Raw genomic sequence first — 13554 nt, forward strand, 5'->3', positions numbered from 1 at the left:
ATCGCATCCCACGGGCCGCCATCGTCACCGGGCCTGCATTGCTGAATCCTTACTGTGCGGGGTCGGGAATCGATGCGTGCGTGACGCGCACTTCCAGCCCCACGGCCCCGTTGCGCGCTTCGATGGTCCAGCCGTGGGCGGTGACGATCTCCTGGCAGATCGACAGGCCCAGCCCGGCCCCTTCATCGCGCCGTGAGGCGCCACGCCAAAAGCGCTCGAAGAGTTTGCCCAGGTGTTCCTGCGCAACCCCCGGGCCTTCATCGGACACCACGAACCCACGGCCGTGCACCTGCAGCCGCACCGTGCGATGGGGCGGGCAGTGCTGGATGGCGTTTTCCAGCAGGTTCTTGAGCAGGGTGAAGAGCGCCCCCCGATCGACGTGCCAGGGACCGACGCCCTCGTCGAAAAGAAGTGCGATCTGGACCTGGCCGCGCTCAGCCACGCGGTCCATGAAATCGCTGGCCTCCAGGATCGTGGAGCGCGGGTCGCACCGCTCGATCCGGTAGTTTCTCGGCTCGCTGGCCTCGGCCAGGTGCAGCAGCTGCTGCACCTGGCGAGCCATGCGGTCGATGTCCTGGAGCAGGTACGGACTTTGGCCGCTGCCGCTGCCGCTGCCGTTGTCACTGGCATGCCCCCCCATCTCCACCTGCGCACGGATCAACGAAAGCGGTGTTTTCAATTCATGCGCGGCGTTGGCCAGAAACTCCTGCTGCGTCTGAAACCCCAGCTGCACGCGGTCCAGCGCCCGGTTGAAGGCATCGACCAGCGGAACCAGTTCGCTGGGCAGGTCCTGCAGCTCCAGCCGGTCGCCCAGGGACTGGGGCGTGATGCGCTGCGCCTGCCGCGACGCGACCCGCAGCGGCCTGAGCACCCGGCGCAGCGTCAGGTGCGTGGTGATGAAAAAGATCACCAAAAACGTCAGGCAGGTGGCCACGATGCCCTGGCGCAGCGCCGGCAGTCCGATGCTGTGCTGCATCAGCAAAACGATGCGGTCGCTGATGGCGAACTGCACGTACCAGGTCCGGCCGGGCCTTTTCAGGGGCACCGTGGCAGCATGCATGGAAACACCGTCCTTCTCCATGACGAAACCTTTTGCCAACGGATCGAACCCGCTGCCCACAGGCGCCAAGGGGGCCCGTTGTCCATCGGTGGTGTAGAACGCCGTGCCGTGCGGATCGACGATGCGCAGCACCACTTCCTCGCTCAGGCTGGCGAAGGGCCAGTCCTCGATGCGGGCGCGATCGGGGCCCAGCGGCAGGCCGGCGGCATCGAAGCGGATGATCTTGGCAATCTGCTCGGCCCGGTCGATCACGCTGTGCTGCAGCATGTAGCGCTCGAAGGGTTCGAGCAGCACCATGACCGCGGCCATGACCAGCCCCCCGCTCAACAGCATGCCGGCCACATAGACCAGCAGCAGTCGCCCGCGAAAGCTACGGGGCCAGTGGCTTTTCACGAATGGAATATCCATGGGTTCTGATGTTGGCGATTTGAACGGTGGACCCCACCGCGCTGATCTTGCGCCTCAGCCGGTGCAGCGCCACATCCAGCGCATTCGGCGTCACGGCCTCGGAGATGCCCCAGGCCGCGGCCTCCAGCTCCGAGCGGCGCACCACCTGATCGGCCTTGCGCAGCAGGCACAGCATGATCTGCACCTCGGTGGGCGGCAGCGCCACGGTTTGCCCGGCGCACACCAGGCACCCCCGGCCCGCATCCAGGCGCAGGTCGCCATACGCCGGGTCCAGCGCCTGCAGGTGGGTGGGCCGCCGCAGCAGCGCCCGCACCCTGGCGATCAGTTCCTCCATGGGGAACGGCTTGGTCAGGTAGTCGTCCGCGCCGGATTCGAGGCCATCGACCCGGTCGTGCAGCGCATCCCTGGCCGTCAGCATCAGGCAGGGCACGGACTGGCCCCGCGCGCGCAGCCGCCGCACCAGCTGCAGCCCGTCGCCGTCCGGCAATCCCCGGTCGATGACCACCGCGCCATAGGGGATGTCACGCAACGCGGCCCAGGCCGATTCGACGCCGGTGAATGCGTCCACGGCGATGCCGGCGCCCGCCATGGCCTGGCGGATGAGGTCGGCCAGCCGTTCGTGGTCTTCTACCAGTGCGATGCGGTTCATCTTCGGATCAACAAAAAAAGGCACGCCGCCAGGCAGCGTGCGCTGAACATCAGGAGGCCGTCAGCGCCAGCAGCCTGGCCACCAGACGTCCGAGGCGGCAGGCATCGGACACCCGCCCCTGCACGAGATCGAGCCGAAAGCCTTCGATGGCATCGCGGCACATCCCGTGCATTGCGAAATCCACCGAATCCGTGGCGCACATCTCATCGACGAAATCCGACCAGATCGCCGCATACTGCGGATCGCCGAGCACGGAGGCAAGCGCCCGGCGCTGGTGCCTTTGCAGGGCGGCCATGCTCGCCCCCATGGCGCGGACATAGGCACGCAAGTGCCGCGCCGGCCCACGGGGCTCCGCGGCCAGGGCCGGGTCCAGAAAGCGGCGAAAGTCTGCCACGTAATCGTCGAAGACCTCCTCGGAAAAGCCCTTCGCCCGGTTGCGCCGCTCCCCCCGCGCGCACGCCCGACCATGGGGCCGCCCCCATGGCATGCCCGTGCCTGGCGTGAAGGCCTGCCCACCCGGTCCCGGCCTGCCGGGAATGCGCGCAGCGCCACGCATCTCAGAACCGGTAGATGTAGCCGACGGTGGCGCGCGACATGCTGGAGCGTCCCACGATGGGGCTGTTCTTGATCTCGTCGGGCAGGCTCGTCGTGCTGATATCGAGGAACACCATCTGCCTGGGCTGGATGGCGTAGTCCAGCCGCACCCCCAGCTCCATCGTGGCGGCCGCCTTGCCGGTGTATTGCGCGCGGCCGGGCATCGCCTCGTTGGGCCGAACGCCGAAGTAGTAATCCACGTACTTTTCGTCGAGCCACTGCGCCTGCACCCGGGGCGTCAGCCCGAAACTGCCGAAGCCGAACCGCCGGTCCACCTGCAACTGCAGCTTCTGGCCCTTGCTTTTGCTGGACAGGTCGGAAAGCCATTCTCCCGAGATGCGGGCGATGCCGGTGTTCCAGGTGACGGCGGCGCCACCCCAGACGCTGCCATCCCGGTCGGCCATGCCGGAGAGCCTGGGCGAATCGCCGGCCTCGTAGCCGCCGTCCTCGTACTTGATCCGCCCGGTCAGGCCGATGGCGTTCTGCGGGCCGAACTCTTTTTGCAGCAGTTTCACATCGGCGGTGGCACCACTGACGCGAAGCCAGCGGTTTTCATAGAACAGCAGCGGCACGGCCATGTTCTTGCTCTCCATCCCTGCATAAGGGCGCCGGACGGTCGAGGCGCCGATGCCAACGCCCCAGGTGGACGACGCAGCGTCCGCAGAACCCGACGATGCCGCATCGGCAGGCCGCACCTGCGCGGACGCCTGCGCCGCGGCCAGGAGGCAGAAGGTGGCAGCGAGGGTGCCCAGGCAGGCGGATGGCCGTTTTTGGAGGGGCGTGGCGAAGAAGGTCATAAGCTGGAATAAGGTTGCTGAAGGCACCGATGTTCGGCGGCCCCGCATTACCGGCAACTTACTGAGCGCCTTCAAACGCACCCTCGCACTCGCCGCCCGCAAGCCGTCGCTGAATGCCGGCGCTCCAACGGGCTCCGGGCCCGCTCACCGTGATGGTCGCCAGAAAGCGCCGACCAGCGCGCCCGTCGCCTCGACCCGATGCTTTCTGCACCCTCTGCACGCGAACGAATGCTATATTTTTAATAGCGCATCGCCCTAGATCTATATGCGCCAGAGCCCTTTTTTACTCAAACCGGCTCACACCGGATAGGTGCCCGGCAGCAGGATCGAGCGGTCCACGCGGTGGATGTCCGTGTGGCCGCAAAAGGCCATGGTCACGTCCAGCTCCTTCTGGATGATCTGCAGCGCGCGGGTCACCCCGGCCTCGCCGAACGCCCCCAGGCCATAGAGAAAGCTGCGCCCGATGAGCGTGCCGCGCGCGCCCAGCGCCCAGGCTTTCAGCACGTCCTGCCCACCGCGGATGCCGCCGTCCATCCACACCTCGATGTCTTTGCCCACGGCCTCGACGATGGCCGGCAGCGCGTGAATCGACGAGGGCGCGCCGTCGAGCTGGCGGCCGCCATGGTTGCTGACGATCAGCGCATCGGCACCGCTGGCCACGGCCAGGCGGGCGTCCTCGGCGTCCATGATCCCTTTCAGGATCAGCTTGCCGCCCCAGCGCTTCTTGATCCACTCCACATCGCGCCAGTTGAGCTGCGGATCGAACTGCTCGGCCGTCCACGACGACAGCGACGACAGATCGCCCACGTCCTTGGCATGGCCTACGATGTTGCCGAAGCTGCGCCGCTGCGTGCCCAGCATGCCCAGGCACCAGCGCGGCTTGGTCGCCAGGTTGAGCAGGTTCGCCACCGTGGGCTTGGGCGGCGTGGACAGGCCGTTCTTGATGTCCTTGTGCCGCTGGCCGAGGATCTGCAGGTCCAGCGTGAGCTGCAGCGCCGACACGCCCGCCGCCTTGGCGCGGTCGATCAGGCGCTCGATGAAATCGCGGTCGCGCATCACGTACACCTGGAACCAGAAGCCCGGCCCCGCGTGCCTGGAGACGTCCTCAAGCGAGCAGATGCTCATGGTGGACAGCGTGAACGGCACGCCGAACGCCTTGGCCGCGCGCGCGCCCAGGATCTCGCCGTCGGCATGCTGCATTCCCGTGAGCCCCGTGGGCGCGATCGCCACGGGCATGGCCACCTCCTGCCCGACCATCCGCGTGCGCGTGGTGCGGCCTTCCATGTTGACCGCCACGCGCTGGCGCAGCTTGATGCGCTGGAAGTCTTCGCTGTTGGCGCGGTAGGTGCTCTCGGTGTAGGAGCCCGAATCGGCATAGTCGTAGAACATGCGCGGCACGCGGCGCTTGGCGACGACGCGCAGGTCTTCGATGCAGGTGATTTTGGACAGGTCGGGCACGGGAAACGCTCCTGGGTGTTTTTATGGAATGGGGGTGCCACGCCCCTGCACGGCAGAGGGAGGGCGCGGCGCACGGGCATCGTAGCGGCGGCCCGCCCGGCCCGGTGCTGAAGACTTTTCCCCGGCCCCTGAGATTTTTTGACGGACCGGGTGCGCCTACCGGCGCGCGAGCGCCACGCCCAGGATGGCAACGACGAAACCCACGATCTGCAGGCCGGTGAGCGTCTCGCCGAAGATCCACCACGCCTGCAGCGCCGACAGCGGCGGCACCGCCAGCACCAGCGCCGCGGTGCGGGTGGCCTCGCCGTGGCGCATGAGCCAGATGAGCAGCGTTGCGCCGCCGATGGACAGCACCAGCACGGCATACGCCAGGTAGCCCCACAGCAGCGGCGAGCCGTCCCAGCGCGGCTCGCCGAAGACCAGCGCCATGAACACCAGCACCGCGATGGCGCCCACGTTCTGCACCGCGCTGGCGCTGCGCAGGTCGCCGGTGGCCAGGGGCGACTTCTGCACCATCGACCCCACGGTGAGGGCCAGGATGCTCCCGGCCGCCGCCAGCAGCACGGGCAGCGACAGCCCGGCCGCACCGGCACTGACGGCCAGGCGTGGCCACAGCACCATCGCCACGCCGCTGAATCCCAGCGCCAGGCCCGCCCAGGTGGCGGCCCGCAGGCGGCCACCCAGCAGCGTGACCGCGATGAGTGCGGTGAACAGCGGCTGCAGCGCACCGATCAGCGCCATCACGCCCGAGGGCAGGCCCTGCGCCATGGCCCACCAGCTCGGCCCCACGTACAGGCCGCTCATGAGCGCACCGGCCACCAGGTGCAGCGCGATGCGGCGCGGCCCGCGCGGCCACTCCACGCGCGCCCACAGGGCGGCTGCGCCGAAAAGCAAGGCCACCCCGATGAAGCGCACGGCCAGGAACCAGAACGGATCGGCGTGCGCCGAAACACCCCGCCCCACCAGGAAGCCCGTGGACCAGATGACGACGAACAGCAGCGGCGCGATGGCGGTCATGCGGCCCTCCCGCGCGTGGCGTCGGGCGCGCCGCATCGCAGCGTGCGCCGGCAGGCGAAGCGCGCGGTGTGAACGCCGCGAACGAAGCATGTTTTCATTTCTTGAGTCCCGCGCCCCGCACTTCGAGGCTGATCGTGTCCAGTACCTGCCCGCCCCCGTCCAGCAACTCCACGCGATGCCGCCCGGGCCACGGGAGCCAGGCCCATTGCGAACCCCGGCCCTGCACCCGGCCGTCGATGCGCCAGCGCAGGTCGGACCGCGCCTTGGGCTGCACCGAGGTGGCAGCGAACTGCAGCCGCTGGCGGTCGGGCGGAATGTCGGGGTCCAACGCCACGATGGTGCCCGGCGCGGGCGAGAGGATGCGCGGCGCCGGGGCCTGCAGGCCATCCTCGGTTGCGCCGGGCCCAGGGTTTGGGCGATTTTGGCCCGATGCCGCCGTCTTGATTGGTTGTTCCGCTACGTTATCGATAGCAAAAAGGGGTTGCTGCGTGCCGGCGATGAACCATTCCTGCCGCGCGCTTTCGATCAGGCGGGCGCCGCCGGGCTCGGGGCCGAACCGGACGGCGGCCTGCACCATGCCCTCCGGTGGCGCCGGGGAGCGGCTGCGCACGCCCGGGCCCGGGCCGCCGCGGTGCAGCCAGCCCATGATCTCGGCCCACACAGGCGCGGCGCCGCTGGTGCCGCTCACGTCGTGCATGGGGGCGCCGCTCGCGTTGCCCACCCACACGCCCACCGTGTAGCGGCGCGACCAGCCCAGCGCCCAGTTGTCGCGCATGTCCTTGCTGGTGCCGGTCTTCACGGCGGTCCAGAAGCGGGTGGCCAGCACGCTGTCGGTGCCGAAGGTGCGCGCACGGGCATTGCCGTCCGACAGGATGTCGCCCACCAGGAAGGCCGCGCGCGGGTCCATCGCCGGCGCCGCCGCGGCCGCGCGCGGTGCGCCACCGCCTTGCGCCGGGGTGACGGCCACCGGCCCGTAGCGCCCGCCATTGGCCAGCGCCCGGTACGCATTGGCCAGGTGCAGCAGCGGCACCTCGGCGCTGCCCAGCGCCAGGCTGTAGCCAAAGTAATCGCCGCTCTCGCGCAGCGGCAGCCCCAGCGCGCGCAATTGGCGAAAGAACGCATCGGGCGACACCATGACCAGCGTGCGCACGGCCGGCACGTTGAGCGAGGCGGCCAGCGCCGTGCGCGCGGACACCCAGCCCTTGAACTGGCGGTCGTAGTTCTGCGGAATGTAGAGCCCGCTGGCGGTCGGGATGTGCGCGCTCGAATCCTCGATGAGGGACGCCGCGGTCAGGCGCTGCTCGGCGAACGCCTGCGCATACAGGAACGGCTTGAGCGTGGAGCCCGGCTGGCGCGGGGCCAGCACGCCGTCCACCTCGCCCGCCTGGCTCAAAGCGCCGGACGAACCCACCCACGCCAGCACCTCGCCCGTGGCGTTGTCCAGCACCACCACGGCGCCGTCCTCCACATTGCGGCCTTGCAGTTCGCGCAGGTGCTGGTGCAGTGTCTGCACCGCAAAGCGCTGCAGCGGCGCGCTCAGGGTCGATGCGACGCGCTCACGGCGCTGCGGCGCGGCATCCCCCGACTCCGCTGCCACCGGCTGGCGCAGCAGATAGCGCGCGAAATGCGGGGCCACGCCGTCGGCCCCGTCGAACGCACGGCGCTGCAGCGCTGCCGTGGTGAACAGGTCCAGCGCGTCGCAGGACGGCACCACCGGCTTTTGCATCTCGCGCAGCACGCCGCAGGCCCGCTGCGCCACCAGCGCGGGCCGGGCATTCGGTGCCCGGACCAGCGCGGCGGCCACGGCGGCCTCGCGCTCGTCCAGCCCGTGCGCGGCCTTGCCGAACAGCGTGCGCGAGAGCGCATCGATGCCCACGATCTCGCCACGGAACGGCACCAGGTTGAGGTAGGCCTCCAGCACCTGGTCCTTGCGCCAGCGCCGCTCCAGCACCTGGGCGGCCACGGTCTGCCCCAACTTTTGCACCACGCTGCGCCCACCGGCGCCCTGGCGCCAGTCGCCATCGAGCAGACCGGCCAATTGCATGGTGAGCGTGCTGGCACCGCGCGTGCGCTGGTTCCACAGGTTGCCCCAGGCTGCGGCCGACACCGCACGCCAGTCCACGCCGCTGTGCTCGTAAAAGCGCTTGTCCTCGCTGAGCACCAACGCCGTGCGCAGCGCGGGCGACACCTCGGCCAGCGGCACCCACTGGCCACGCCGCACGGTGGCATCGGTGCGCAGGCGCTGCAGCACCTCGCCCTCGCGCGAGAGCACCAGCGTGTCCGATGGGCGGAAGTCCGCGCGTACCTCGCCGAAAGTGGGCAAGGCCCAGGCCGATGGCATCGCGCCGCCCACCAGCACCACGGCGGCCAGCGCCCGGGCCACGGCGCCGGGGGCCCCTGCCGCGCCGCCGATGGCACGGACCGCATGGCGTCGAAGGGCATCGATGCTGCGCGGCACCGCAAGGAAAGGCATGGCCATGGAAGGTGCAGAGGTGATGGGAGGGGCAACAAGAAAGGTCTGGGGCCAGCCGGCGCTGGCGCAGCCTTGGATTGTCGCCTCCCTCGGCGGTGCCTTGTGCAGCGCGGCTTGCCGCCCGGGCGGCAAGCCGCAGGCGCGACATTGCCCGCTCCCAGCCCCTTCCAATTCTGCGGCAGGAAAGGAGGCTGCGCGCAGCGCAAAAGGACCTGAACAAACCCTGGGGTTTTTGCCACAGGCGCCGCCCGCTGGTGTAGTCTTTGCCCCAACGCCGCTTCGCTCCTGCATTGGTCACGGAGCCAACCGGCGGGTCCTCTTCGGTGGGACTTGGTGCCTGCTTCAGGGGGCTTTCGATTTCGTTCCTGCTGGTCGCGGCAAGCGCTGCGCTCCCCACCGTCCGTGTGCCCTGACAACCCATGTCCGGCACACGCTGCGCGCACGGCGCACCCTTCCCATCCATCGCCAAAGGCTGCAGCCATGCGCAGGCCGCGAGCGCGGCCCGCCCCATGGCAATGCGTCAGTTCTTGGTGGCAGCGTCCCAATGCTCGGCGATCTTGCCGTTTTCGATGCGGAACATGTCGAACCAGGTCGTCGTGTATTTCTTGGTCGGGTCCTGCGGGTCCGTCATCTCGCGCACGAAGCTCAGGATGACCTTGTCGCCCTCGGCCGTGATGGCGACCAGCGGCGCCTTCACGCGCGGCTCGATGGGCGTGGGCGGCACAAACTGCGAGAAGAATTCGATGAACGCCGCGCGGCCCGTGGCCACCGTGGGGTTGTGCTGGATGTAGTTCTCGGCCATGTACTTGGGCGCCAGATCCATGTGCCCCGCTTCGAACACTTCCCGCCAGAAGTTATAGACCAGCCGCTTGTTCCAGGCGAGCCGCCAGTCATGGCTCATGAGCAGTTGCTCATGGTCCGGCTGCTCCACCACAGGCACCTGGGCATGGGCCGCTACCGGCAGGACGATCGCTACCGCGAGAACGCATCGCGCAAGCAGTTGTTTCATGAAACCCCCTTTGAAAATCGATGGACACGGCGGATTTATATCTCCCGCTGGCCTCGGCGGCGCACGCCCATCGGTCTTTGTGGTGAGGCGATGTTTCAATCCTCAAATTTGCTCAGCGCACGGTAAAAGGCGGGGATAAAGAGGCAGGCATTCCCCGCCTCCGGTGCAGCGATGCGGCTGCGCCGGCTATGCCTTGATTTCGGGCACGCGCCGGCTCGGCCTGCGGGCAGCGTTGGCACGGCGCCAAACGCGCAGCACATGCCGGGCCGCGCGGGCCAACGCCCCATCGAGCGCCGTGCGCCAGTCCCTGGCAACGGAAGAAACCACCACCGGGCCCGCGCCATCCGTGCGCAGCTCGATCTGGCAGCGCTTGTCCACCCCGCCACGGGGGCCGTTCACATCGATCAGCTGAATGTCGGCACGCGGCACATGCGCACTCAAGCGCCGAAGAAAAAAACGCACGCGGCGATCCACGGTTTCGCGCATCAAGCTGGCTTCGGGATGGCGGGACTTGAACAGTATCTGCATCAGCGTTCTCCTTGGTTGGAAAGCCGAACCTTATCTGGCACGCCCTGGAGGGCACAGCAGTTTTTTTCTGCAGGCCACCTCTTAAAAACCTGTTTCCTCGCAGTCTCTCGGCAACGGCCTCAGCGTGTCTTGGATTCGGCTCGACCGATGCAGCCATCTCAAAAAACCTGCTTCTTGAATCGCCAGCCAGGCCACACATTCAAGGCTCACCCACTACCAGGAACCGCTTCATGAAATCACGGCCCCTCGCCCCCTCGCTGCTTGCCTTGTTGCGCGACCAGGCTCTGCGGTGGCTCCGTAGCCTGTCGCAAGAAGTCAAAGCGCTGCGGTCCCCGGCGCTCGTCCCCGTGCGGATCGATTCCGCTGCACGACGCGAACACCCGGCACGCCACCGCTCCTACCGCGAATGACGCAGGCGCCGCCGGCACCCCGCCAGCTCGCCATCCAAGCCCCGGCCATCTCCCCACTTCCTCCACCAAAACACTTCACAAAGGAAACACCATGCGCAACTACCCCACCAACAGCCCCGAAGCCGCAGCCCGGATCGTCGGCCTGCTTCTGATCTCGGACGGCCATGTCAGCCGTTCGGAAACGGATGCCCTTCAGCGGCTGAACATCGAGCGCGAGCTGGGTCTTGCGCCCGGCGCCTTCGGCCACGTGCTGCACGCGCTGTGTGAAGACCTGTTGATGGGCGCACGCGAGCGCCGCCTGCTGACCGGCAACCTGGACGAGGCCGCCCTGGCCGCCCTGTTGGCGGAGGTGACCGATCCGGAACTGCAGCAGCGCGTGCTGCACTTTGCCTGCACCGCTGCCACCGCGGACCACCATATGGCGGCAGCCGAGGCATGGATCATGGAAGCCGCGCTGAAACACTGGCGCATCGGCGAGGTGACCGCCCGCCACGAAGCCACCACGCCAGCGGCTGTACCCTGAACACCACGGCGCCGCCGGGTTGGGCGGATGGCGGCGACCCGCTGCTGGCCGCAGGCGGCCACAGCGTGCCCTGGCGCTAGGCAGCCGCCCCGGCGTGGGCCGCCGCCACCAGCTGGCGCACCAGCGGATGGTGCTGGCCACGGCGCGACCAGATGGCATGCACTTCCTCGCCGATGTCGGGGCAGTCCCCCAGCAAGCGCAAACCACGCACCAGCCCGACGTCCTGGGCACCCAGCTGGCTCACAGGAAACACCCCCAGCCCGCGGGCCGCGAACACGGCCAGCAGCGCGCTGTCTTCGAACTCGCCCACCACCTGGGGCCGCACGCCAATGTCCTGGAACCAATGGTCCAGCGTGGACCGCAGCGGTGAATGGAACGTGGGCAACAGCACGGGAAGGTCCTTCAGCGACTGGGGAAACCGGTCGCGCGCCGGTTTCCTGACCAGCGATGCCGGGCCGTACCACTGCAGCGTGGAGCGGGCGATGCGCTCGCTGGTCAGGCGCTGGTTGGGGTTGCGCGGCGCGGCCTGCCCGGCCAGCACCACATCCAGCTGGTGCAGGGCCAGCTCCGACAGCAGTTCGTCGAACTCGCCCTCGTGGCACACCAGCCGAAGGTGCGGGGTGGCCAGAACCGGCTCCAGCAACGCGTGCGCCGCCAGCTTGGAGATGCCATCCGACAGCCCCACCGACAGCCGCGCGACCTTGGCGCTGGCCGCCTCGCGCACCTCCTCGGGAATGCCCTGCCCCAGCTGGAAGATTTCCTCCGCCCGCGCATAGGCGGCCTGGCCGGCTTCGGTCAGCACCATCCCGCGGCCCGAGGGCTTGAGCAACTGGTGGCCCAGCGATTGCTCCAAATCGCGCACCTGCGCACTGATCGTCTGAACCGCCATCTCCAGGCGGTCCGCAGCGCGGGCAAAGCCGCCTTCCTTCGCGACCATCCAGAAATAGTAGAGATGGCGGTAGTTCAGCATGCAGGCTCCAGATCGGAAAAACCGAATGCTAAGTTCGGCTGAGCCTGGTGTCCATTGCAGGCCGCCTTGCCCATACTCGGCGCGTGCCATTTTGAAAGGACGCATTCCATGTTTTATGCCATTAGCTGGTTTCTCTCGTTTTTCCTTCTCGCCCTTTGGTCGTTGACCTGCTGGGGACTGCATGCCGTGACGGTCTGGGCCATTTCCAGCGCAGGGGTGATGGCCGGGGGCGCCTCTGCGGTGAACGCAGTCCTGGTGCCCGACTGGCTCAGGGGCTGGATACCGCCCGAGCTGGCCAGGGAGTTCGGCGCCATGATCGCTTCGGCGGGCCCGATGGTTCAGTCTGCGCTGGAAGCGGTGCCGGCCCTGTCCGGCGCCGTCACGGTGCTGGCTTGGGGCATCTGGGGACTGGGCGCCGTGGTGCTGGTGGCGCTGGCCATCGGGGCGCATGGGCTGATCGCGTTGCTCCAGCGCCGCCGGGCCGGGCTGAACGCACCCCACGCTGCCGTCGTCCGATAACGCGGCCCGATGCCGGCGCGGGGCAAGGGGAATGGCTCGCTGGCCCGGCCCCGGCCGGGTCAGCGAATGGCCTTGGCGCCGCCGCGCCGGGGCCGTGCGGTGCAGTGCAGTGCAGTGCTTACTGATTGGAGATGATGGTGAGCAGATCACCCCGCACATCGGGGTTGTCCGTGTACTTCTTGTACAGCGGCGCCATGCGGCGCACATAGGGCGAGAAGTCGGACACGGTGACGAATTGCACGCCTTCCTTCGCGACATTGGCGCGGGCCGAGACGACACGCTTTTCCCACAGGTTGCGCATCAGCACGGCGGAGGCCCTGCCCGCCTTCTGAAAGGCCTGCTTGTCTTCCGCGCTCAACTGGTTCCAGACCTTGGTGGATACCACCAGCGCCTCGGGCGAGATGGTGTGCTGGTCCAGCAGCATGTACTTGGCGAGCTTGTAGTGGCCGGTCGATTCGTAGGAAACCAGGTTGCCTTCCGCGCAATCGATGGTGCCGTTGCGAAACCCATCGAGCACTTCCTTGTACGGAACGACCACCGGCGTGGCGCCGAGCAGTTTCACCATTTCGATGTAGGTGTCCGACTGCTGCACCCGCACGCGTTGGCCCGCCAGGTCTTCGCGCCGGGCGATCGGCTTGTTGGCGCAGTAGAACGAGCGCGCGCCGCCGTTGTACCAGCCCAGCACCACGAAGCCGGACGCCTTCAGCTTCTCCGACAGGCGCTCGCCCATGGCGCCATCGAGGTAGCGGAACATGTGGGCGGCATCGCTGAACAGGAAGGGCAGGTTGAACGCCTGCAGGCCCGGCGCGGCCTCGGCCAGCGGGCCCAGGTTGAATTCGGCCAGGTCGATTTCGCCGGCCTTCATCATGGTGACCGCCTTGCCCTGGTCGCCCAGCACCGCATCGGAAAACAGCTTGATGGTGTAGCGGCCCTTGGTGGAGGCTTCCACTTCGCTGATGAAGCTCTTCATCGCTTCGGTGACCGGGTAGCCGTCCGGGTGGGTGTTCCATGCCCGCAGCGGGGTCTGCGCCCACGCGGGCGTTGCCGCAGCCATGGCCATCACCGCCGCCGATGCAAGCACCGGCCAATTCATCTTGCGCATCGTCTTCCCCAGTTCAGAAAAATACCTGTCCAAAAGC

At 68.1% G+C, this 13554-nt stretch carries 13 protein-coding genes; 2 read left to right on the forward strand and 11 right to left on the reverse strand.

All coding sequences use genetic code 11. The features are described 5' to 3' along the window. Nucleotides 1–49: 49 nt before the first annotated feature. From M5C98_RS16815 to M5C98_RS16855, 9 genes are all read right to left on the reverse strand, one after another. Nucleotides 50–1468, reverse strand: coding sequence for a sensor histidine kinase (locus M5C98_RS16815; RefSeq protein ID WP_272548599.1), 1419 nt, complete (start codon nucleotides 1466–1468; stop codon nucleotides 50–52). Beyond that, complete coding sequence (locus M5C98_RS16820) at nucleotides 1431–2117, reverse strand: response regulator transcription factor (RefSeq protein ID WP_272548601.1); 687 nt, start codon at nucleotides 2115–2117, stop codon at nucleotides 1431–1433. The genes M5C98_RS16815 and M5C98_RS16820 overlap by 38 nt, the downstream gene beginning before the upstream one ends. A 49-nt stretch (nucleotides 2118–2166) precedes the next feature. After that, a complete protein-coding gene (locus tag M5C98_RS16825) occupies nucleotides 2167–2511 on the reverse strand; it encodes a hypothetical protein (RefSeq protein ID WP_272548603.1) in 345 nt (114 codons plus the stop codon). A gap of 163 nt (nucleotides 2512–2674) precedes the next feature. Continuing rightward, nucleotides 2675–3508 carry a MipA/OmpV family protein gene (locus M5C98_RS16830; protein ID WP_272548604.1) on the reverse strand — a complete coding sequence of 278 codons (834 nt, stop codon included), beginning with the start codon at nucleotides 3506–3508 and terminating at the stop codon, nucleotides 2675–2677. Between the two features lie 297 nt (nucleotides 3509–3805). Beyond that, a complete protein-coding gene (locus M5C98_RS16835; RefSeq protein WP_272548605.1) occupies nucleotides 3806–4966 on the reverse strand; it encodes an alpha-hydroxy acid oxidase in 1161 nt (386 codons plus the stop codon). A 156-nt stretch (nucleotides 4967–5122) separates the two neighbouring features. After that, nucleotides 5123–5983, reverse strand: coding sequence for a DMT family transporter (locus tag M5C98_RS16840; protein ID WP_272548606.1), 861 nt, complete (start codon nucleotides 5981–5983; stop codon nucleotides 5123–5125). A gap of 94 nt (nucleotides 5984–6077) precedes the next feature. After that, the gene (pbpC, locus tag M5C98_RS16845; RefSeq protein WP_272553312.1) at nucleotides 6078–8324 is read right to left on the reverse strand and encodes a penicillin-binding protein 1C; all 2247 of its coding nucleotides are present in this window, start codon (nucleotides 8322–8324) and stop codon (nucleotides 6078–6080) included. A 652-nt stretch (nucleotides 8325–8976) separates the two neighbouring features. Continuing rightward, on the reverse strand, nucleotides 8977–9465 hold the full coding sequence (locus M5C98_RS16850) for a nuclear transport factor 2 family protein (RefSeq protein ID WP_272548607.1): 489 nt from the start codon (nucleotides 9463–9465) through the stop codon (nucleotides 8977–8979). A 186-nt stretch (nucleotides 9466–9651) separates the two neighbouring features. Continuing rightward, nucleotides 9652–9993, reverse strand: a complete 342-nt coding sequence (locus M5C98_RS16855; protein ID WP_272548608.1) for an HPF/RaiA family ribosome-associated protein — start codon at nucleotides 9991–9993, stop codon at nucleotides 9652–9654. Between the two features lie 501 nt (nucleotides 9994–10494). Here M5C98_RS16855 and M5C98_RS16860 point away from each other — a divergent pair. After that, a complete protein-coding gene (locus M5C98_RS16860) occupies nucleotides 10495–10926 on the forward strand; it encodes a TerB family tellurite resistance protein (RefSeq protein ID WP_272548611.1) in 432 nt (143 codons plus the stop codon). 76 nt (nucleotides 10927–11002) lie between these two features. Here M5C98_RS16860 and M5C98_RS16865 read toward each other — a convergent pair whose 3' ends face one another. After that, a complete protein-coding gene (locus M5C98_RS16865) occupies nucleotides 11003–11896 on the reverse strand; it encodes a LysR substrate-binding domain-containing protein (RefSeq protein ID WP_272548613.1) in 894 nt (297 codons plus the stop codon). A gap of 108 nt (nucleotides 11897–12004) precedes the next feature. Between M5C98_RS16865 and M5C98_RS16870 the strand changes: the two genes are divergently transcribed. Further along, complete coding sequence (locus M5C98_RS16870) at nucleotides 12005–12415, forward strand: hypothetical protein (RefSeq protein ID WP_272548615.1); 411 nt, start codon at nucleotides 12005–12007, stop codon at nucleotides 12413–12415. A 118-nt stretch (nucleotides 12416–12533) separates the two neighbouring features. Here the strand turns inward: M5C98_RS16870 and M5C98_RS16875 are convergent, their stop codons facing one another. Beyond that, complete coding sequence (locus M5C98_RS16875; RefSeq protein WP_442867291.1) at nucleotides 12534–13508, reverse strand: TRAP transporter substrate-binding protein; 975 nt, start codon at nucleotides 13506–13508, stop codon at nucleotides 12534–12536. Nucleotides 13509–13554: the final 46 nt, after the last annotated feature.

Source organism: Acidovorax sp. NCPPB 3576, from assembly GCF_028473605.1.
Taxonomy (GTDB): domain Bacteria; phylum Pseudomonadota; class Gammaproteobacteria; order Burkholderiales; family Burkholderiaceae_C; genus Paracidovorax.